This is a genomic window from Pseudomonas sp. FSL W5-0203 (assembly GCF_001896155.1).
GTDB lineage: Bacteria > Pseudomonadota > Gammaproteobacteria > Pseudomonadales > Pseudomonadaceae > Aquipseudomonas > Aquipseudomonas paracarnis.
The window spans coordinates 1-21100 of sequence record NZ_MPOR01000010.1 but is presented as its reverse complement, the minus strand read 5'-3'; the positions used below and the strand labels follow the sequence as shown (position 1 = coordinate 21100).

The 21100-nt window shown below is 61.9% G+C and carries 20 protein-coding genes; 10 read left to right on the top strand and 10 right to left on the bottom strand.

Annotation, left to right across the window (positions count from 1 at the left end; translation table 11 throughout):
* Position 1 precedes the first annotated feature (1 nt).
* Both BOP96_RS11380 and BOP96_RS11375 read right to left on the bottom strand, forming a co-directional pair.
* A complete protein-coding gene (locus BOP96_RS11380) occupies positions 2-1750 on the bottom strand; it encodes a bifunctional alpha/beta hydrolase/class I SAM-dependent methyltransferase (RefSeq protein WP_038452043.1) in 1749 nt (582 codons plus the stop codon).
* A gap of 10 nt (positions 1751-1760) precedes the next feature.
* Positions 1761-2381: a CDP-alcohol phosphatidyltransferase family protein gene (locus BOP96_RS11375; RefSeq protein ID WP_014720578.1), complete on the bottom strand. Its 621-nt coding sequence runs from the start codon at positions 2379-2381 to the stop codon at positions 1761-1763.
* A gap of 310 nt (positions 2382-2691) precedes the next feature.
* On the opposite strand from BOP96_RS11375, the gene hflK (BOP96_RS11370) reads away from it, so the two are divergent.
* The 8 genes from hflK (BOP96_RS11370) to cfaB all read left to right on the top strand — a co-directional run bounded on the left by hflK (BOP96_RS11370) (position 2692) and on the right by cfaB (position 11874).
* Positions 2692-4617: a protease modulator HflK gene (gene hflK / locus BOP96_RS11370; protein WP_014720577.1), complete on the top strand. Its 1926-nt coding sequence runs from the start codon at positions 2692-2694 to the stop codon at positions 4615-4617.
* Between the two features lie 9 nt (positions 4618-4626).
* The gene (gene hflC, locus BOP96_RS11365) at positions 4627-5628 is read left to right on the top strand and encodes a protease modulator HflC (protein ID WP_161981171.1); all 1002 of its coding nucleotides are present in this window, start codon (positions 4627-4629) and stop codon (positions 5626-5628) included.
* Entirely contained in the window at positions 5625-6659 is a 1035-nt protein-coding gene (gene hflK, locus BOP96_RS11360) for a protease modulator HflK (protein WP_014720575.1), read from the top strand. Before hflC ends, hflK (BOP96_RS11360) begins: the two co-directional genes overlap by 4 nt.
* Complete coding sequence (locus BOP96_RS11355) at positions 6656-8542, top strand: cation-translocating P-type ATPase (protein ID WP_032901860.1); 1887 nt, start codon at positions 6656-6658, stop codon at positions 8540-8542. The genes hflK (BOP96_RS11360) and BOP96_RS11355 overlap by 4 nt, the downstream gene beginning before the upstream one ends.
* A 116-nt stretch (positions 8543-8658) precedes the next feature.
* On the top strand, positions 8659-8910 hold the full coding sequence (bufA2, locus tag BOP96_RS11350) for a BufA2 family periplasmic bufferin-type metallophore (protein WP_003195792.1): 252 nt from the start codon (positions 8659-8661) through the stop codon (positions 8908-8910).
* A 67-nt stretch (positions 8911-8977) separates the two neighbouring features.
* A complete protein-coding gene (gene bufB / locus BOP96_RS11345) occupies positions 8978-9823 on the top strand; it encodes an MNIO family bufferin maturase (RefSeq protein ID WP_014720573.1) in 846 nt (281 codons plus the stop codon).
* Positions 9814-10602, top strand: coding sequence for an HvfC/BufC N-terminal domain-containing protein (locus tag BOP96_RS11340; RefSeq protein ID WP_073452705.1), 789 nt, complete (start codon positions 9814-9816; stop codon positions 10600-10602). The genes bufB and BOP96_RS11340 overlap by 10 nt, the downstream gene beginning before the upstream one ends.
* A gap of 87 nt (positions 10603-10689) precedes the next feature.
* Positions 10690-11874 carry a C17 cyclopropane fatty acid synthase CfaB gene (cfaB, locus tag BOP96_RS11335; RefSeq protein WP_014720571.1) on the top strand — a complete coding sequence of 395 codons (1185 nt, stop codon included), beginning with the start codon at positions 10690-10692 and terminating at the stop codon, positions 11872-11874.
* A 131-nt stretch (positions 11875-12005) separates the two neighbouring features.
* Here the strand turns inward: cfaB and cls are convergent, their stop codons facing one another.
* Positions 12006-13445, bottom strand: a complete 1440-nt coding sequence (gene cls, locus BOP96_RS11330; RefSeq protein WP_020302042.1) for a cardiolipin synthase — start codon at positions 13443-13445, stop codon at positions 12006-12008.
* A 130-nt stretch (positions 13446-13575) separates the two neighbouring features.
* On the opposite strand from cls, the gene BOP96_RS11325 reads away from it, so the two are divergent.
* On the top strand, positions 13576-14097 hold the full coding sequence (locus BOP96_RS11325) for a DUF3617 domain-containing protein (protein ID WP_014720569.1): 522 nt from the start codon (positions 13576-13578) through the stop codon (positions 14095-14097).
* Here BOP96_RS11325 and BOP96_RS11320 read toward each other — a convergent pair.
* The 6 genes from BOP96_RS11320 to folE2 are packed head-to-tail and all read right to left on the bottom strand — an operon-like array spanning position 14094 to position 19304.
* Complete coding sequence (locus tag BOP96_RS11320) at positions 14094-15431, bottom strand: dihydroorotase (protein ID WP_032901862.1); 1338 nt, start codon at positions 15429-15431, stop codon at positions 14094-14096. The two genes, BOP96_RS11325 and BOP96_RS11320, sit on opposite strands and share 4 nt — an antisense overlap.
* 3 nt (positions 15432-15434) lie before the next feature.
* Complete coding sequence (locus BOP96_RS11315) at positions 15435-15995, bottom strand: gamma carbonic anhydrase family protein (protein WP_005792581.1); 561 nt, start codon at positions 15993-15995, stop codon at positions 15435-15437.
* Positions 15992-16870 carry a metal ABC transporter substrate-binding protein gene (locus tag BOP96_RS11310; protein WP_073452703.1) on the bottom strand — a complete coding sequence of 293 codons (879 nt, stop codon included), beginning with the start codon at positions 16868-16870 and terminating at the stop codon, positions 15992-15994. The genes BOP96_RS11315 and BOP96_RS11310 overlap by 4 nt, the downstream gene beginning before the upstream one ends.
* Positions 16871-16881: 11 nt before the next feature.
* The gene (locus BOP96_RS11305) at positions 16882-17748 is read right to left on the bottom strand and encodes a metal ABC transporter permease (RefSeq protein ID WP_073452701.1); all 867 of its coding nucleotides are present in this window, start codon (positions 17746-17748) and stop codon (positions 16882-16884) included.
* The gene (locus BOP96_RS11300; protein ID WP_014720564.1) at positions 17749-18417 is read right to left on the bottom strand and encodes a metal ABC transporter ATP-binding protein; all 669 of its coding nucleotides are present in this window, start codon (positions 18415-18417) and stop codon (positions 17749-17751) included.
* Positions 18414-19304 carry a GTP cyclohydrolase FolE2 gene (folE2, locus tag BOP96_RS11295; RefSeq protein WP_073452699.1) on the bottom strand — a complete coding sequence of 297 codons (891 nt, stop codon included), beginning with the start codon at positions 19302-19304 and terminating at the stop codon, positions 18414-18416. The genes BOP96_RS11300 and folE2 overlap by 4 nt, the downstream gene beginning before the upstream one ends.
* A gap of 128 nt (positions 19305-19432) precedes the next feature.
* On the opposite strand from folE2, the gene BOP96_RS11290 reads away from it, so the two are divergent.
* On the top strand, positions 19433-20644 hold the full coding sequence (locus BOP96_RS11290; RefSeq protein ID WP_019818160.1) for an N-acetylmuramoyl-L-alanine amidase: 1212 nt from the start codon (positions 19433-19435) through the stop codon (positions 20642-20644).
* On the opposite strand, the gene BOP96_RS11285 is transcribed toward BOP96_RS11290, so the two are convergent.
* On the bottom strand, positions 20641-21021 hold the full coding sequence (locus BOP96_RS11285) for a glutamine synthetase (RefSeq protein ID WP_073452697.1): 381 nt from the start codon (positions 21019-21021) through the stop codon (positions 20641-20643). The genes BOP96_RS11290 and BOP96_RS11285 overlap by 4 nt on opposite strands.
* Between the last annotated feature and the right edge of the window lie 79 nt (positions 21022-21100).

The window sequence follows — 21100 nt, the reverse complement described above, 5'->3', positions numbered from 1 at the left end:
TTCAGATCTTCTGTGCCAGGGACACGGTGAAAATGCCCCACTCATCCACGCGCTGGGTGATCTTGCGAAAGCCCGCCGCTTCGACGAGTTGGTCCATTTCCGCCTGGCTGCGCCGGCGCATCACCCAGGCCTGGCCCTGCCGGTGGCTGGTGAGCGCACGGGCAATCAGCTCCAACTGCGGGTGCCACGGCTGCCCGGTGTAGACAAGGTAACCACCTGGCTCCACGGCTTCGGCCAAGCCCGCCAGCGAGCCGCCGACCATGGCGTTATCGGCGAACAATTCGTACAGGCCGGATACCACGGCCAGCGTCGGCTTAGGGGCCAGGGCAGCCAGGTCAGCGCGGTCGAACGCATCGCCTTTGACGAACTGGGCGATGTCCCCCAGGCCCTTCTCGCGAATCAGCGCGCCACCGTCGCGCACGTTGATGTCGCTGTAGTCGCGCAGCAGGATCGATTCCGGCAGCGGCGATACGCCTTGCAAGGCTTCCAGGATGTAGCGGCCGTGGCCGGCGGCGATGTCGACAATGCGCACTTCGCGTTGGTCATCACGCAGCTTGGCCATGGCCAGGCGCAGCAGTTCCTCGACATTAAGCTTGCGCTGGCGAATACCGCGCCAGCCGATGGAATTGAGGTAGTTGGTATCGATCATCCGCCCCAGCCCGCCCTTGCCGGTAGGCTTATTGCGATACACGTAGTCCAGGGTGCTGCCGGAATCGAAGCCGGTGTCGAAGCCCAGCTTCACCCCATCCGACAGGTTCTTGCCCAGGCCCATGCTGGCGCGGGTCATGCGCCAGTACAGGTCGCGCAGTGAATTGCGTGGCAACGGCGCGGCGAGGGATTCGGATTCGGCGCACGTGGCGCCAAGTTTGTCGGCGTCCAGTAGAGAAGCGCGGTCCAGCGGGTGCGCGAAGTTCTGCAAGATAAAGCGCTTGGCGCTGGTCACAGCCACGGCGCGATCACGTTCGCCGAGGGTGTCGTGGAAAAAGCCGGGGAGGATATGCAGCTCTTTTTTCAGGCTGCCGAGGCGGTCGAAAAATTGCTGCTGGGGTTTGCGGTGCACCACAAAATCGGAGCCGGAGATAAGCAGCTGGGTCGGCACTTGGATCGCCTGGGCATCGGCTACAACCCGGTCGGCGGCTTCGTACAGGCCCAGCAGCACATTCACCGAGATGGCCTTGGTGATCAAGGGGTCGCTGTCGTAGGACGCCACCCGTTCCGGATCATGGCTGAGGAACTTGGCCTTGACGTAACTGTTGACGAAAAAGTTGCCACGAAACTTGCGCATCAGTGCCAGGCCCGGGCGGGCGAGGGGCACATACAGCTTGACCTTGAAGGCTGGCGAGGCGAGCACCAGGGCGCGGATTTTTGGCGCGTAATCATGAACCCAGGTGGCCGCAATCACCGCGCCGACGCTTTGGGCGATGACGGCGATGTCTTCCTCTTCGATGCTGTAGGTGGCATTGATGTGATCACAGAACGTCTGCACGTCGCGGGCGCTGGTGGCAAAGCTGGGGCTGTCACCGCGCTCGCCTGGGGATTGGCCGTGGCCACGGGCGTCCCAGGCGAAGAAGTCGAATTCAGGCAGGCCCAGTTCATCCACCAGGTGGGCAATACGCCCCGAATGCTCATGGCCGCGATGGAACAACAGGATCGCCTTGCGCGGCCCGGCGCCTGCCGTGGCCGGCCAGTGCCGGTAGAAAAGCTCGACGCCATCATGGGTACTGAAGGTGTGCTCTTGCTGTTCGCGCATCGCAAAATCCTTATGCAGAAGGGAGAGATTGTTGTTCTTTGAGGCCCTGACGCACCCGGTTGACCAAGGTATAGGCGAGCAGGGCGGCCACCAGCCACATCACCGCCTCGACCCAACCGGCGCCGAGCCAGCCCAGCGCCACGCCAGTGGCCAACACACCGAGTACGAACGCCCGATCACTCTTGCCCATGGGCCCGTCATAACGGCGCGACGCGCCCACCATCGGCCCCAGCACCCCGGCGTATTCGCTGAATACCGCCAGCAGCGTCACCAGCAGCACCGGCGCCAGGCTCACATCGGGGATCAATGCAAAGGGCAGGATCAGCGCGCTATCGGCGATCACGTCGCACAATTCATTGAGGTAAGCACCGAGGCGCGACTGTTGGCCGAATTCCCGGGCCAGCATGCCATCGATGGCATTGAGCGCCATGCGCACAATCATCCACAGCGGGATCAGTGCAAACAGCCAGAGGTGTTGGGCAAAGCCCGCGATCAACAGCCCCACCAGCAGGGAAACAACCCCGGCCAGCACGGTGATCTGGTTGGCGGTGGTGCCGTTGTCATAAAGGCGCTGCACGAGAGGCCGCAGCAGGTTTTGAAAACGCGGTTTGAGTTGGTAGATGGAAATCATGGGGGTGGCGCTTCCTTGTCCGTGAACCCGCGAAAAACTGTTTTGGAGTGTGCCGACTAATCGCAGCCGACACCAGTGATGGCTCGTGTTTATAGGGGGTTAGTCACAATCAGAAGAACACCATCAGAACAAATGTGGGAGGGGGCTTGCCCCCGATTGCGGTGTACCAGTAACTAATCAGTCGGTTGACACACTGCTATCGGGGGCAAGCCCCCTCCCACAAGGGATTCAGGGTGAATTCAAAAGCGAACAAAAATTTCACGCTTCGTGTTATATCGTAACGAATTGTGTACAAGTGGGCGTTGAGCAGATGCAAGTGGATCTAGAGGCTGACGGGGCTTCGGTTGAAGGCCTCGCGCGTTTTCAGCAGGGGCTGTTCCACGCCCGTCGATTGCGCCAAGCCGGTATCGGCCTGACAACCCTGGCCCTCAGTGGTTGGATATTGGCGCTGTTCGTAGCGTTGTTTGCCCCGCTGTCGATCTGGCCGGTGGTATTGATCAACTGCGCGTCGGCCTTGCTGCTGCTGGTGGCCGGTTTGCAATCGGCCTGGTGGGTGGCCGATTGGCGTGCCCAGGCGTTGGAAGCGCCGAGCGGTGAAGCGGTCGAACAATCCATCGAGCCCACTCCCTGGCATAAAGGCCTGATCAACCGGTTCGGCAACGGCCTGTTGGCGCAGATTGGCGCGCCGGTGCTGTGGTTGGGCGGCTGGTCGCTGTTGGCGCTGGTCAGCATCCTGCAGTTCTGGAACCTGGGCTTGCCCGCTGCTGCCATCGGGCAATCGGCAAGTATTGGCGCAGCGCTCGCTTTGGCCCTGGCGTTTGGCCTGCTGGTATTCGAACGCCGCCTGGCCCAGGAAACCGCTGCCCAATGGCCGGAAGCCTCACAGTTGGCGCAGTTGAGCCGGATGGCAATTATCTGTCTGGTGCTCAGCGCGATCTGCCTGCTGTTTGCCAATGCGGAGTCGGTCTGGCCGCTGCGCCTGGCCACTCTCATCGGGCTGTTGCCAGCGTTGGTAGCGTTGGAGTTCCTGCTCAGGGGCGTGCTGTCGCTGTTCAGCCCGCGTCAGCCGCGCCTTGAGCCGCGCTTGATGGCGCAGAGTTTCATTGCCGGCCTGCTGCGTTGGCCGCCTCAGCCCTTGCTGGCGTTGCAGCATGAGTTGCACAACCGCTTTGGCATCGACCTGCGCCAGATCTGGGCCTTTACATACATGCGCCGGGCGTTTTTCCCGGTGTTGCTGGTGGTGCTGGCGGTAGGTTGGGCGCTGACCGGTCTGCATGAAGTGCCCCTGCAAGGCCGTGGGATTTACGAGCGTTTTGGTAAACCGGTCGAGGTGTTCGGCCCCGGCCTGCATGCCGGTTTGCCGTGGCCGTTGGGCCGCGTGCTGAACGTGGAAAACGGCGTGGTGCATGAGCTGGCGACCAGCGTCAGTGACGCCGCCACACCGCAGCTGGCCGCCGCCGAAGGCCCGGCGCCGTTGATCGCCAACCGCCTGTGGGACGCCAGCCATGTGAATGACAAATCCCAGGTTATTGCCAGCAGCAGCGGCGACAAGCAGGGCTTCCAGATCGTCAACATGGACGTGCGCTTTGTCTACCGCATCGGCCTCACCGATCAGGCCGCGCTTGCCGCCACCTACAACAGCGCGGATATCCCGACCCTGATCCGCAGCACCGCCAGCCGCATCCTGGTGCACGATTTTGCCTCGCGCACCCTGGATGAATTGCTCGGGGAAGAGCGCACCAGCCTCGCGGACGAGATTGGTCGCAGCGTGCAAGCCGACCTGCAAACCCTCGACAGCGGAGTGGAAATCCTCGCCACGGTGGTCGAGGCGATCCACCCGCCGGCCGGTGCCGCCAATGCTTATCACGGTGTGCAGGCCGCGCAGATCGGCGCCCAGGCGCTGATCGCCCGTGAACGCGGTGCAGCCAGCGAACAGACCAACCAGGCGCTGCTTCAAGCCAGTACCGCCCGCGATCAGGCCCAGGCCAGTGCCCGCGAAGTGAATGCCGGCGCCCAAGCAGCGAACCTGCGCTTTGCCGCCGAACAAAAGGCCTACGCCGCTGCGGGCCAAGCCTTCGTGCTGGAACAGTACCTGGGCCAACTGAGCCAGGGCCTGGCCCAGGCCAAGCTGCTTATTCTGGATCATCGTTTGGGTGCCGACAGTGCGCCGACGATCGATCTGCGTTCTTTTACCTTGCCCGCCGACCCGTCGGCGCCGCGCAAAGCCGTTCAATAAGGAGTCTGTCTGTTGAGCGCTCATTCCCACGATCATGATCACGGTCATCACCACCATCACGGCCACCACCATCACCATCACGGCGATGAGCAGGCGGCCGGGCCTTTTCCCTGGCGTCGCATGGCGTGGGCGGTGTTGCTGGTGCTGTTTGCCATGGCAGCGGCAAGCCTGGTGCAAGTGCGTTCCGGTGAGGCCACGGTGATTACCCGCTTCGGCAACCCGGCGCGCGTGCTGCTGGAGCCGGGCCTGGGCTGGCGCTGGCCGGCACCGTTCGAAGCGGCGATCCCGGTGGACCTGCGTCTGCGCACCACCTCCAGCGGCCTGCAGGATGTGGGCACCCGCGATGGCTTGCGGATTATTGTGCAGGCCTATGTGGCGTGGCAGGTGCAGGGCGATGCCGACAACGTGCAGCGCTTTATGCGTGCGGTGCAGAACCAGCCGGATGAGGCGGCGCGGCAGATTCGTACCTTTGTCGGCTCGGCGCTGGAAACCACGGCGGCCAGTTTTGACCTGTCCAGCTTGATCAACACCGACGCCAACCAAGTGCGCATCGCCGATTTTGAAGCGCAGTTGCGCCAGCAGATTGATCAACAATTGCTCACCACCTATGGTGTGCGCGTGGCGCAGGTCGGTATCGAGCGTTTGACGTTGCCATCGGTGACCCTCACCGCCACGGTTGACCGCATGCGCGCCGAGCGTGAAACCATCGCCACCGAACGCACCGCCGTGGGTAAGCGCGAAGCGGCGCAGATCCGCTCCGCTGCCGAGCGAGATGCGCGCATCATGCAGGCCGATGCCACCGTGAAAGCCGCCGATATCGAAGCGCAGTCGCGGGTTGAAGCCGCGCAGATTTATGGCCGCGCCTACGCTGGCAATCCGCAGCTGTACAACCTGCTGCGTTCGCTGGATACCTTGGGCACGGTGGTCACGCCGGGGACCAAGATCATCCTGCGCACCGACGCCGCGCCGTTCCGCGCCCTGGTGGATGGGCCGAAGGACCTGCAGCCATGAGCGAGCCTGAAAGCCCGGACAGCCCGTGGATCCAGGCCGGGCGCCTGACGTTCCTGGCACTGTACGCGGTCACCGTATTGGCGGCGTTGGCCTGGGCCTTTTCCAATGTGCGCCAGATCGACCCGCAGAATCGCGCCGTGGTCTTGCACTTCGGCGCCCTTGATCGCATTCAGAACGCCGGGTTGTTGCTGGCCTGGCCGCAACCTTTTGAGCAAGTCATCCTGCTGCCAGCGGCCGACCGGGTGATCGAACGCCGGGTGGAAAACCTGCTGCGTTCCGACGCGGCGTTGCAGGCCGATCGCGTGGCCAGTTTCGCCACGCCGTTAAGCGATGCCCTGGCCGGTTCCGGCTACCTGCTGACCGGTGATGCCGGGGTGGTGCAACTGGACGTGCGGGTGTTCTACAAGGTGACCGAGCCCTACGCCTTTGTGTTGCAGGGCGACCACGTGCTGCCTGCCCTGGATCGGCTGGTGACACGCAGCGCCGTGGCCCTCACCGCAGCGCGGGATCTGGACACCATCCTGGTAGCCCGCCCGGAACTGATCGGCAGCGACAATGGCGCCGCCGAACGGCGTGAGCGGCTGCGCGGCGACCTGGTGCAAGGCATCAACAAACGCCTGGCGGAGTTGGCGGCCAGCGGCTTGGGGCTGGGTATCGAAGCCACCCGCGTCGATGTGCAATCGAGCCTGCCTGGGCCTGCGGTAAATGCATTTAACGCGGTACTGACCGCTAGCCAGCAGGCTGATAAAGCCGTGGCCAACGCCCGCACTGAAGCGGAAAAACTCACCCAGACCGCCAACCAGGAAGCTGATCGCCAGGTGCAAGTCGCCCATGCCCAGGCCAGTGAGCGCTTGGCCAATGCCCAGGCGCAGACCGCTACCGTTGCCAGCCTGGCCCAGGTCAAAGATCCCGGTTTGCTGTTGCGTCTGTACCGTGAACGCTTGCCGAAGATTCTCGGCCAGGCCGGTTCAGTGACCACTGTCGATCCCAAAGACGACTCCCGCTTGATCATCCAGGGAGCCGAACAATGAGCGCACCCATGCTGACCTCTGCCGAACAGCGCAGCGCTGCCCGGCAATTGACCTTGGCGATGCTCGCCCTGGGCTTGCTCGTGCTGGGCCTGGTGTGGCGCTGGCTCGCGCCGGACCAGAGCGGCGTCAGCCAGCTGCTGCTGGGCGTGGCTTCGCTGCTGGTGGCGGTGCCGGTGATGCGTTCGGCCTGGTACAGCCTGCGCTTTCCGAGCCTGCACGGCATCACCGATCAATTGATCGCCCTGGCCATGCTCGGCGCCTGGGCCACCGGTGATCTGCTCACCGCCGCGTTGCTGCCGATCATCATGATCTTCGGCCATGTGCTGGAAGAGCGCAGCGTGATTGGCTCCCAGGAAGCGATCCATGCCCTGGGCAAACTCACCCGCAGCCATGCACGCCTGGTGCAGGCGGACGGCAGCATCACCGAAGTGGATAACGGCACCTTGAACACCGGCGATATCGTCGAAGTGCGTGCCGGTGACCGCGTGCCGGCCGATGGCGTGGTGTTGTCCGGCCAGGCGAGCCTGGACACGGCGCCGATCACCGGCGAGTCGGTGCCGTTGGAAGCCAGCGTGGGCGTGCAGGTGTTTGGTGGGGCGATCAACCTCGATGGCCTGCTGCGCCTTGAGGTCACGCGCACCGGTAACGAATCGACGTTGGGCAAAGTTATTGCGCTGATGCAGAACGCCGAGCGGTCCAAGCCACCGATCACCCGGCTGCTGGAGCGTTATGCCGGCAGCTACATGGTGCTGGTGTTGCTGCTGGCGGCCGTCACCTGGTTTGTCACCAATGACGCCCAGGCGATGCTCGCGGTGCTCGTGGCTGCGTGCCCCTGTGCCTTGGTGCTGTCGGCACCGGCCACGGCGATTGCCGGGATTGCCGTGGCGGCGCGCCATGGCATCCTGATTCGCAGCTCGGCGTTCCTCGAAGAACTGGCCGACCTGACATCACTGGTGGTCGACAAGACCGGCACCCTGACCTTTGGCACCCTGCGCTTGCAGTCCATCGAGACTACCGCGCCGGATCGCCAAAAGCTGCTGAACCTGGCGGCCAGCCTTGGTTCGGCAAGCAGTCACCCGGTCAGCCGAGCGTTGGCGGGGTTGGCGAGCCAGGAGCAGATGCGGGTGCTTAGCGACATCCGCGAGCGTCAGGGCCTGGGCGTGGTCGCCCAGACCGAGCAGGGCGAAGCGGCGCTAGGGCGGCCGGAGTTATTTGAACAGTTGGGCATCGTCACCACCGCCGTGCCCGCCCATGATGGCCCGATTGCCGGGCTGGCGTTGAACGGCGAGTTCCTCGCCTGGCTGCTGTTGGCCGACAGCGTCAAACCCGAAGCGCGCCAGGCCCTGCAAGAGCTGCGTGACTTGGGCCTGGGCCGCCAACTGCTGCTGACCGGCGACCGCCAAAGCGTGGCCGACAGCCTGGCGCTGGACGTGGGCATCAGTGATGTCGAAGCCCAAGCGCTGCCGGAAGACAAGCTCAACCGCGTGCTGGGCGAAATCAGCAGTGGCTTCCGGCCAATGGTGGTGGGCGATGGCATCAACGACTCCCTGGCGCTCAAGGCCGGCGTGGTCGGCGTGGCCATGGGCGCGGGCGGTGCCGACATCGCCCTGGCCTCGGCGGACGTGGTGCTGATCGGCAGCGACTTGCGCCGCTTGGGCACCTGTGTGCGCTTGAGTCGCCAGTGCCGGCAGACGTTGCAGGTCAATGTGATCATTGGCTTGGGCTGGACACTGGCCATCGTGGTGTTCGCCGCATTTGGCTGGCTGGGGGCGGCGGGCGCGATGATCGCGGCGGTGCTGCATAACCTCAGCACCTTGTTGGTATTGGGGAACGCCGGGCGTTTACTGCGCTTCCAGGAGCCGCTGTTGAAGCTCGACGAATAATTTCAGAAATATTTGCTCACGGCTGTAACGCCGACAGGGGGCCTCACTCTAGTGCTGTGTCGAGACTGAACAATCCGTTCAGATCGGCTCCACTACTGATCATGAGGAATACAACAATGAGCATTAAATCCGCTGCTGCTGGTGCCGCCCTCGCAATGGCCGCTGCTTCTCTGTTCGCGGGTGTGGCCACCCAGGTACAAGCGGCAGACGCCACCGTTCACTGCTACGGCGTGACCTCCTGCAAAGGCATGAACGACTGCAAAACCAAGGACCACGCGTGCAAGGGCCAGGGCGAGTGCAAAGGGATGGGCTTCAAGGCCATGACCAAATCGGCCTGTGACGCCGCTGGCGGTAAAGTCGGCGAGTAACCGGCAAACGAGTGCAACCGCGGCGGCTGCCTGCCACCGCTGCGGACACTTTGCCCTGGAGTGAGTCATGTCCGCGTCCCTTCCAAGTCTGGGTTACGGCCTGGGTTTACGCAGTGAGTACTACCACCAGATCCTTGAACAGTCGCCGGCCGTGGATTGGTTCGAAGTGATCTCCGAGAACTACCTGGTGCAGGGCGGCAAGGCCTTGTACTACCTGGATGCGATAGCCGAGCGTTACCCCTTGGTGATGCACGGTGTGTCGTTGTCCATCGGCGGGCCACATGCCCTCGATATGGATTACCTGAATCACATCAAACAGCTCGCAGAGCGCATTCAGCCGGCATGGATTTCCGATCACCTGTGCTGGAGCCGTGGCAGCGCGCACCAGTTACATGATTTGTTACCCCTGCCTTACACCGAAGAAAGCCTTTACCACGTGGCCGGCCGTGTACGTCAGGTGCAGGACGTGTTGCAGCGACCGCTGGTACTGGAAAATGTCTCCAGCTACGTGCGTTCCAAGGCGGATGAATTCACCGAGTGGGAGTTCCTCAACGCCTTGGCCCACCTGAGCGGATGCCAGTTGCTGCTGGACGTCAACAATGTCTACGTCAGCGCACGTAACCATGGTTTTGATGCCTGGACCTTCATTCGCAACCTGCCACCCGAAAGCATTCGCCAGCTGCATTTGGCAGGGCATATGGACTATGGCGACTATGTGGTCGATACCCATGACCATCCAGTGTGCGACCCGGTGTGGGCGCTGTATCAGCAGACTCTCGAACATCTGGGCCCCGTGTCGACGTTACTGGAACGCGATGACCATTTTCCACCCTTCGAAGAATTACTCACCGAGTTGAACAAAGCCCGTGAGTTGGGTGCCAGCGCCTTGGCCCGGAGAGCGTTATGCGCCTGATCGACTGGCAGTTGGCGTTTGAACAGCATCTATTATCCGAAGCGCCCCCGGCCAACAGTGGCTTTGCCGCTACCTTGCTGGGAGGGCCGACGTTGGATGTGGACACCGGCCTGGCGATTTACCACAACGCCTATCTTTCGCGACTGCAAGAGGTGCTGCGCCATGACTTCGGTGCCATCTGGTATTGGCTGGGAGATGAGCAGTTTTGCTCGCTGACCGAGGCCTACATCCGCCGTTATCCCTCGGCCCATTACAGCGTGCGTTGGTTGGGCGAGCGCTTTGCGATGTTTATCGTTGAGCATCTTATGGCTGCGCACAGTGCGCCTTTGGCTGAGTTGGCACGTCTGGAGTGGGCGTTCACCTTGGCGTTTGACGCCGCCGAAGGGGAGCCGCTGACCTTGAATGACATGGCGCATTTGGCGCCTGAAGACTGGCCCACCTTGCAGGTTGCGCTGACGCCTTCGGTGCAGCAGCTGCTTTGCCGTTTCAACACGGTGGCGATCTGGCGAGCCAGCAAGGATGAGTCGGATTTCCCCGGCAGCCAGGCGCTGGAACCGGCGCAGATTTGCCTGGTGTGGCGCAACCAGAACCGCTGCCACTACCGCAGCCTGGAAGCCGCTGAAGCCTGTGCGCTGTCGGGCATGGTGACCATGGGCTGGAATTTTTCAGAACTGTGTACTGAGCTGACGGTCACTTATTCAGAGGGGGCGTCGCTGCAAGCGGCCACTTGGCTGAAACAGTGGGTCCAGGAAGGTTTGCTCGAGCGCCGAGCGCCATAGAAGGGGAGCTATTCATTCGATAGCTTCCTACTTTGTTTGGCATGGTCTACCCTCACAGCAGACGTCTGAAACAAGGGGGGACTACTCATGCTCGCGCAACTTCCACCGGCCTTACAGAATCTTCAGCTACCGCTGCGTCTTCGACTCTGGGACGGCCATGAATTCAACTTGGGCCCTGAGCCCAGTGTCACCATCGTGGTCAAGGACCCCACGGTTGTATCCAGGCTGACCCATCCAACACTCGACTCACTGGGCGAAGCCTTCGTCGAGGGCAAGCTGGAGCTGGAAGGCTCCATCACCGAAGTGATCAGGGTATGTGACGAGTTGAGTCACGCTTTGGTCGATGACGACGAGGAGAGTCGTCCGGTGCGCTCGATTCACGATAAGGCCACCGACGCGGCGGCCATTTCCTACCATTACGACCTGTCCAACGAGTTCTACCAGCTATGGCTGGACCAGGACATGGCCTACTCCTGCGGTTATTTCGAAACCGGCAGCGAGTCGATCGATCAGGCCCAACAAGACAAATTCCGCCACCTGTGCCGCAAGTTGCGGCTGCAGCCGGGTGAGTATCTGCTCGATGTGGGCTGCGGCTGGGGCGGGCTGGCGCGTTATGCCGCACGTGAGTTCGGGGTCAAGGTGTTCGGCATCACCTTGAGCAAGGAACAACTGGCGCTGGCCAAGGAGCGGGTGAAAGCCGAAGGCCTGGAAGACCAGGTCGACCTGCAATTACTCGACTACCGCGACCTGCCCCAGGACGGTCGTTTCGACAAAGTCGTGAGCGTGGGCATGTTCGAACACGTCGGCCACGCCAACCTGGCGCAATACTGCCGGACCCTGTTCGGCGCAGTGCGTGAAGGCGGCCTGGTGATGAACCATGGCATCACCGCCAAGCACACCGACGGCCGCCCCGTAGGCCGTGGAGCCGGCGAGTTTATCGAGCGCTACGTGTTCCCTAATGGTGAACTGCCGCACCTGGCCATGATGACCGCCGAGATCAGCGAAGCAGGGCTGGAAGTGGTCGATGTCGAAAGCCTGCGTATGCATTACGCCCGCACATTGGACCATTGGAGCGAACGCCTGGAAGACAACCTGGAAGCAGCGGCGAAGATGGTGCCAGAGCAGGCGCTACGCATCTGGCGGCTGTACCTGGCCGGTTGCGCTTATGCATTTGCCCGTGGCTGGATCAACCTGCACCAGATACTGGCAGTGAAACCCCATGCTGATGGCGGGCATGAACTGCCGTGGACGCGGGAAGATCTCTACCGTTGACCACCAGGCACTGAAGCTCAAAACTGTGGGAGCTGGCTTGCCTGCGATAGCGTTGTATCAGGACCGGATGAGTCGACTGAAACACCGCTATCGCAGGCAAGCCAGCTCCCACATTGGTTTTGTATTGGCGGTTAGAGGATGGGTGAGATCAGGCGTGCAATGCGCATCCCCAGTTGTTGCAGGCGACGGGTCTCGCGGCTTTCTTCCTGGCTGACTTCATGGGCCAGGGCAAAGTCATCCAGCAACATTTGTTCAACCTGGCTGGCGAAGGCTTCATCCACCGTCAGCAGCATCACTTCAAAATTCAGCCGGAACGAACGGTTGTCCATGTTGGCGCTGCCAATGGCGCTGATTTCGCTGTCTACCAACACCACCTTCTGATGCAAAAAGCCCGGTGTGTAGCGAAACACTCGCACGCCTGCTCGCACCGCTTCGTTGGCGTACAGGCTGGATGCGGCATATACGATGCGGTGGTCGGGCCGTGACGGCAGCAGCAGGCGCACATCGACTCCGCGCAATACCGCCAGGCGCAGGGCGGCAAACACCGCCTCGTCGGGGATGAAATAGGGGCTGGTGATCCACACCCGCTTGGTCGCGGCATGGATGGCCTCGACGAAAAACAGCGAGCAGGTTTCATAAGGGTCCGCTGGCCCACTGGCAAGCAACTGGCAGAGCACGCCGTCTTCCGGGTAGGCGTCCGGCAGGATCAGCGGCGGCAGTTCCCGTGCGGCCCAGAACCAGTCCTCGGCAAACGACTCCTGCAGGCATGCCACCACTGGGCCTGCGACCTGCACATGGGTATCGCGCCATGGCGCCAGCGGCGGTTTTTTACCCAGGTATTCATCGCCTACGTTATGCCCGCCGACAAAACCGGTGATGCCGTCCACCACGACGATCTTGCGATGGTTACGGAAGTTGACCTGGAAGCGATTAAGCCAGCCACTGCGGGTGGCGAATGCCTTGACCTGCACGCCAGCGTCACGCAGCGCTTGCACATAACGATGGGGCAGGGCGTGACTGCCGATGCGGTCGTACAGCACATAAATGGCCACGCCCTGAGCGGCTTTTTCCCTCAACAGGGCCTGCAATTGACGGCCCAGTTCGTCATCGTGAATGATGAAAAACTGGAACAGCACGGCGGTCTTTGCGTGACGGATAGCCTCGAAGATCGCGCCGAACGTGGCATCGCCATTGATCAACAGGCGCACTTCGTTGTTGGCCAGGCACGGCATGCGGCCCAGCTTGGGCATGGCGCGCAAGGAGGCATAGGCGCTGGAATTGCGCGCCGCGAGCGCTTCCTCCACCCAGGGGCGCCAGTTCAATTCGGTAATGGCCGTGTGCATTTCCTGGTTGGCCTGGCGACGGGCCTGGATGTACGCGTCGAACGTGCTGCGGCCGAAAATCAGGTAGGGGATCAGCGTCAGGTAGGGCATGAACATCAGTGACAACGCCCAGGCAATCGAGCCTTGTGCGGTGCGCACGGTCAGTACTGCGTGGATCGCGGCGAGCGTTCCAAGAAAGTGCAGCGTGGCAATGACGTAGGCGAGCAGGTGCGGGCCAAAGAAATCCATGAACGACGTAACTCCAGGCAGTCCAGTGCGTAACAGACCATGAACGGCTGTGAATGTCGCTATTTTATTTGCCATGCAACACTGGCTGCTTTGCGACGTCTAACGCCCACAATTACCCAGGAGTTACCCGATGAATGCTCGTCTGCTTGGTTTGGCCATGGTTGTTGGTTTGTCGCTGCCTGTGGCGGCACAGGCGCAGATGCTGGCGCCGGGCTTGTGGGAATTGACCACCAGCAATATGAAAGTCGATAACCAGGACCTGCCGGACTTGTCGCTGATCCTCGGTCAACTCAAGCAACAGATGACCCCTGAACAGCGCGCCATGCTCGAAAAACAAGGCATTAACATGGCCGGTAAAGGCGTACAGGTGTGCCTGACCCCGGCCCAGGTGGCCTCCGATTCGATCCCCCTGACCGACCCTCAATCGGGCTGCAAACAGGAAGTCACCGACAAGAGCGGCAACCAGTGGAAGTTCCGCTTCAGTTGCCCGAAAGCCCAGGGCACTGGGGTGGCAACGTTTCAGAGCCAGAAAGAATTCACCACCAGCGTCAACGGTACCTTCAATGCCACCGGGATCCAGCAGAAGGGTAGCCTGGACAGCCACGCTCAGTGGCTGGGCAACGATTGCGGTTCAGTCAAACCCCGCGCCTAACGCCCAAACTGCAGGGGCAAGCCCTGGCAACTGTTGACCACCTGGCCGTTGTGCCAGGCCAGGTGGCCGCTGACCAGTGTGGTACTCACGCTGTGGCGAAAGCTGCGTTCTGCAAAGGGTGTCCAGCCGCAGCGGGCGAGAATAGGCTGGCTGTTGACCGGCTTGCCGGCAGGCTCCGGTTTGATCAGTACCAGGTCGGCCCAGTAGCCTTCGCGCACGTAGCCGCGATCAGCGATGGCAAACAGGTCGGCCACGCGGTGGCTGGTCTTGGCTACCAGAGTGGTCAAGGGCAAATGCCCGTCGGCCACCAACTCCAGTAACGCCGGCAGGGCATGCTGCACCAGAGGCAAGCCCGAGGGCGCTTGCCGATAGCCCAACTGTTTTTGCGCCCAGGTATGCGGCGCATGGTCGGTGCCAATCACATCCAGACGATCACTCAATAATGCCAGGCGCAGCGCGTCGCGGTCGGTGCGGGTCTTGATCGCCGGGTTGCATTTGATCTGGTGGCCGAGGTGGTGGTAATCGCGGTCATCGAACAGCAGGTGGTGCAGGCAGACCTCGGCGGTGATGTGCTTGTCGGCCAGGGGCTTGTCTTCGAACAACGCCAGTTCCCGCGCGGTGGTCAGGTGCAACACATGCAGGCGCGTGCCATGGCGTTTGGCCAATTCCACGGCAAACGATGACGAGCGATAACAGGCCTCGGCATCGCGGATCAGCGGGTGGGCGACTGCGGGAATATGCTCGCCGAAGCGTTCGCGCAGGCGTTGCTCGTTGGCCAGGATGCTGGGCGTGTGTTCGCAGTGAGCGAGCAGGATGGTCGGCACCTCGGCAAACAGGCGCTCCAGAACGCGTGGGTCGTCCACCAGCATATTGCCGGTGGATGCGCCCATGAACACTTTGACTCCAGCCACTTCACGAGGAGCGAGGGCCGCGACGGTGTCGAGGTTGTCGTTGCTCACGCCAAAATGAAAGCCGTAGTTGGCCACTGAATGCAGTGCGGCACGGCGCTTTTTATCGGCCAGGGCTTCCAGGTTCAAGGTGGCCGGGTGAGTGTTGGGCATATCCATGAAGCTGGTGATACCACCGGCCACCGCCGCGCGGGATTCGCTGTAGAAGCTGCCTTTTTCCGGCGCGCCGGGTTCGCGAAAATGCACCTGGTCGTCGATCATCCCTGGCAGTAGCCACTGGCCGTTGGCATCGATTTCCACCGGTTCGTTATCGCCTTGAATGCTGGCGGCAATCTTCTCGATACGACCATTAGCGATCAGTACGTCGGCGTCGAATACCTGGCCTTCGTTGACCAGGCGGGCGTTGCGGATCAGCAGGCGGCTCATGGTTCAGAACTCGTTTTGCAGGGCTTTGTAGCCGCGCACCAGGTCGACGTTAGTGCGTGCCACGTCTTCGGAAAACTCCGAGGCGCTGACACTCACCGGTGGGAATTGCGACAAGTCGGTGTTGGGGCCGATACGCGTGGTGGAGGGCACGTAGAAAGCGGCGGGCAGGTCGCGGCCGTCGACCACCGAGTTGTGGCGCACCACGCACCCATCGCCGACGGCGCAATTGAACAGCACACTGTTGAAGCCAATAAACACGCGGTCGCCCACCGTGCAGGGGCCGTGGACGATGGAGCGATGAGCGATGGAGGTGAATTCGCCGATGGTCACTGCTGCGCCGGATTTGGAGTGGATGACCACGCCGTCCTGGATGTTGGAGTTGGCGCCGATGGTGATCGGGTCCATGGCGCCGCTGGCATCCACTTCGTCGGCGCGGATCACGGCGTAAGGGCCGACGAACACGTTCTCACCGATGATGACTTTGCCGCAGATGATCGCGGTCTTGTCGACGTAGGCCGATTCGGCAATCACCGGCAGGTCGCCGGAAGGATTTTTGCGGATCATGGCTGGCTCAGTGCGGCGCACAGGGTGTTGAGGTTGTATTCGAACAGCCCGATAAAGGTGCTGGCCGGGCCTTCTGCGGCGAGGGCGTCGGAGTACAGCGTGCCGCCGATCTGTGCGCCGCTTTCGTCAGCGATCTGCTTGAGCAGGCGCGAGTCTTTGATGTTTTCCATGAACACGGCTTTGACCTTGTCCTTGCGAATCTGGGTGATCAGTGCGGCAACTTCAGCGGCCGAAGGGTCACGTTCAGTGGACAAGCCCTGGGGCGCGAGGAACTGGATGCCATAGGCCTGGCCCAGGTAGCCGAAGGCGTCATGGGAGGTGACGATGCGGCGGTTACCCGGTGGCAGGGCGCCGAACTTGGCCTTGGCCTCTTCCAGCAGGCTATGGATTTGTTTGAGGTAGGCCTGGCTGTTGCGCAGGTAGGCGGTCTTGTTGGCCGGGTCGGCGGTCACCAAGGCCTTGGTGATGTTGCTCACATAAATCTCGGCATTGGCCAGGTTGTGCCAGGCGTGCGGGTCGGGAATGGTTTCGCCATCCTCGTCCATGGTGTGGGAAATCACGCCTTTGCTGGCGGTGACCACCGTTGCCTTGGTTTCGGTGCTGGTGACCAGGCGGTCCAGCCACGGCTCGAAACCGAGGCCGTTCTTGATGATGACCTTGGCCTTGAGCAGTGCCTTGGCGTTGTCCGGCGTGGGTTCATAGGTATGGGCGTCGGCGTCCGGGCCGACCATGTTGCTGATCTGGATATGCTCGCCACCGATCTGGTGGGTAATGTCATCGAGAATACTGAAGCTGGTGACCACTTGCAGTTTGTCGGCGGCGTGGGCCATCGAAAGCGGCAGCAGCAGGCTGAACAGCACGAATAGAGCGCGCATCGGGAAACACCTCATTGGGATGTGAGCAAAGGCGGGCGGCGCAACAAACCGTGCACCGGACCGAACACCACGGACAACAAATACCCAGCGCCCGCCACCAGCACGATCGCCGGGCCGCTGGGCAGTGAGTAGTAGAACGACAGCAGCAGACCCAACCACACCGACAGGCAGCCCAGCAGTGCCGATACCGCGATCAGTACTGGCAGGCGTCGACTCCAGAAGCGTGAGGCAATGGCCGGCAACATCATCAAGCCGACCACCATCAACGCGCCGATGGCCTGGAAACCAATCACCAGGTTCAGCACCACCAGGGTCAGGAACACGCCATGGGCGAGGGGGCCGAGGCGGCTGACGGTTTGCAGGAACAGCGGGTCGAGGGTGTCCAGCAGCAGCGGTTTGTAGATCAGCGCCATGGCGATCAGGCTGAAACCCGAGACCCATAGCATGCCGGTCAGTGTGGTTTGATCCACGGCCAGGGCGGAGCCGAACAGCAGGTGCAGCAGGTCCAGACGCTTGCCGGCAAGGCCCAGGATCAGCACGCCGGCGGCCAAAGAGATGGGGTAGATGGCGGCGAGGCTGGCGTCTTCGCGCAGGCCGGTGCGGCGAGTGATCCACGCGGCCAGGCCGGCCATGCTCAGGCCCGCACCCAGGCCACCGAGGGTCAGCGCGGGCAGGCTCAGGCCGGCGAACCAGAAACCCAGGGCGGCACCGGGCAGGATGCCGTGGGCCACCGCATCACCGATCAGGCTCATGCGCCGCAGGATCAGAAACACTCCTAGCGGCGCGGTGCTGCAAGCCAGTACCAAACCGCCGAGGAGTGCGCGGCGCATAAAGACGAACTCATGAAACGGCATCCATAAGTGGGCAGTGAAGTGCATTCAGGCCACCTGCATCTGCGGTTGCGGGCGGATCAGCTCTTTGCTGGGGCCGAATACGCAGCCGGTGTTTTTGATCTGCAGTACGTGCTGGGTGTGGTGACGCACGGAGGCCAGGTCATGGCAGACGATCACCAGGGTGCGGCCTTCGTTGTGCCAGGCGTGGATGTGTTTCCAGCACAGCGCCTGGCCATCCTCGTCGAGAGCTGCGTGAGGTTCGTCGAGCAGCAGGACGGGTGCGTCGGCCAGGCTCATGCGTGCCAGCAGGGCGCGCTGCAATTCGCCGCCGGACAATGCCATCAACGGTCGGTGTTCCAAGCCAGTCAGGCACCAGTCTTCGAGTACCGCTTGCAGGCGTTGGCTGCGTTGTTGCGGGGTGTGTTGGATGCCCCAGAAACCGGCAGCGACCAGCTCTTGCAGGCTGATGGGGAACTGGCGGTCCAAGTGTTGCTGCTGGGGCAAGAAGGCCAGGCCGCCACGGCGTGGAACATCCACAATGACCTTTCCCGCCAGCGGTTTTTGCAGGCCGGCAATGACCTTGAGCAGGCTGCTTTTGCCTGTGCCATTGGCGCCGATGATGCCGGTGAGGCTGCCTTTTTCCAGGGTCAAATCCAGTGCCGGGGTGAGCGGTTGCCCGGGGGCACCCCAGCGCAAAGAGTTACAGGTGATCATGCAAAGTCTCTCGTCCAGCGGCTTTCAGCCACGGCATCGTGCGCGTGCAGGCTTTCGGCGTGGATCACTTGGAGGTGGAAGGCTTTGATGGCATCCGAGCGTTTCAAGGCGAGGTTCAGGCGGCGAGCGGCGTCTTCGCAGAACATCAGGTTCTGCCCGTTGGCCAGGGCGAAGGCTTGTTCGTCTGCGCGTTTCACCGCGGTTTGTACGGCGGTGCCGAGCGCGGCTTCGGCAGCGTTGATCAAGCCGACTATCGGCAGGTCAGTACCTTGCAACTGGACGTGCAACTGCGCGCTGCTGCGCTGGCTATGGGGTGTGGCGACGATGCCGTCGGCAGTGCCGAGCCAGGCCAGCACCGCTTCATGCTGTAACGGCGTATTGGCGAAATCATCCACAAATTGCTGCTGAATCAACTGCCTGGCGAGGGCGGCGGAGCAAGGGCAGGTTGAGGAATAAGTAACGTCAATTTTTAGTTCCACGTGGAACATCTGGTTTTCCAGGCGCGCTTCGATGCTCACGGGGTAGGTTTTCCAGCCGGCTAATGGGCTGACCAGAGCAGGGCGTTTAAGCAGCAGCTGGGTGTGGATGCGCAGGTAAGCGTTCTTAGATAAACCTTCATGTGTGTCGAGAAAACGCTGCAGTACATTACGCAGCAGTGCAGATGTCAGCGGCTGTTGATCGAGCATTTCCAGAGCCAGGTACAGGCGTGACATATGAATGCCACGGGCCGTGCCGTCGTCCAGGCTTACGCCCGCATCAGCGGTGGCGGTCAGGTGTTGACCGTCAATCAGGATTGGCAAGGCGATGCCGCGCATCCCCACCCAGTCGAGTGGCAAGGCTTGGCGTGAAGCCTGCGCGGCGATATCCGGCAGAGTCAGCGCATTCATAAGCAGGTCCATCGTTGGAAATAATTCGACATGTTATAGTATAACAATACGAGCCACGATGAATTTTCTGCACCTGCCTTTGTTCAGTCACGTCGAGTAGGGATGCTCCTTTATCTGCGGTATATGCCATGCACCGACGTCAGCTCCTCAACCTGCTGCTGGTCAGCCCCTTGTTTGCCTTGCCTTTGGGGGCTCACGCCACGCAGATTCGCAATGCACGCCTGTGGCGCTCAGACGACAAGCTGCGCCTGGTGTTCGACCTCAGCGGCCCGGTGCAATACAAGACCTTTTCCCTAACCTCACCTGACCGATTGATCATCGACTTGAGTGGCGCCGGGCTCAGCGGCGACTTTTCCCAATTGGCGTTGAAGAACAGTGGGATTACCTCGATCCGTTCCGGGCATTTCGGCCAGAGCGACACGCGCATCGTGCTGGACCTGGTCGAGCCCATGCAGCTCAACAGTTTCGTGTTGCCGCCGCAGGAGGGACAAGGCCATCGCCTGGTGCTGGACTTGACCAACGCGACCCGTGCGCCCCGTCAAATCGCCGCTGAGCCAGCACCCTTGGTGGCGCCGGTAGACAAGGCGCATCCCAAGCGCGACATCATCGTGGTGGTCGACCCCGGCCATGGCGGCAAAGACCCCGGCGCCATCGGCTCCAAGGGCCAGCGCGAAAAAGATGTGGTGCTGTCCATCGCCCAGTTACTGGCTAAACGCTTGAAACGCGAAAAGGGTTTTGACGTGAAACTGGTGCGCAACGACGACTTCTTCGTGCCGCTGCGCAAGCGCGTTGACATTGCCCGTCAGCACAAGGCCGATATGTTTATTTCGGTACATGCCGACGCCGCGCCACGGCTGACCGCGTCGGGCGCCTCGGTGTATGCGTTGTCTGAAGGCGGCGCCACCTCGGCCACAGCGCGTTTCATGGCCCAGCGCGAAAATGGCGCCGACTTGCTGGGCGCCACCACCTTGCTCAATCTGAAGGACAAGGACCCGATGCTGGCCGGAGTGATTCTCGACATGTCGATGAACGCGACCATCGCCTCCAGCCTGCAGTTGGGCAGCTCGGTATTGGGCAGCCTGCAAAACATCACCAGCCTGCATCAGAAACGGGTGGAGCAGGCTGGGTTCGCCGTGCTCAAGTCACCGGATGTTCCTTCGATCCTGGTGGAGACGGGATTCATTTCCAACCCTCGGGATGCCCAGCGGCTGGTGACGGCGCGCCATCAACAGGCGGTGGCGGATGGCCTTTTCGAAGGACTCAAGCGTTACTTCCAGAAGAACCCACCCATGAACAGCTACATGGCCTGGGTGCAGGCGCAGAAAAACAGCCAGGCCTAACAGCCGGTCATTCGGCTGCAGGTGAACTTGGCGCTGGCGCCCCCAGAGCTGGAAAACCGATTGATGGTGGTCCAGCCTACGCGCCGCGTGTAGCCAACCCACGCCTCGCCATCCGATGCCAACCCGGTAAAAAACGTCAGTTGCCCATAACGGCTGTTGGTCTGCGCCCAATAGCGTTTGCCGATCACTTCGAAACCGCGCAAGTAGGTGGTGCTGCCGACGGTTGCCACGCTATAGGCATTGCCCAACGGGTCTACACACGCCAGCAGGTTTGCGCTGCGTGTGCACTTGGCCAACAGGCTGGGTGCCTGGGCGCAGGCAGGCCCGGCGGCTGCCAATAGCAGGGCGCACAGCAGGTAGGGGTTGTACGCCGGAATCCCAGAAATTTCCGTCAGCCCAGCTCCAGTCCCGCCACGAGCGCATCCAGGTCGATGAACTTGCCGTCAGTCTGGAAGG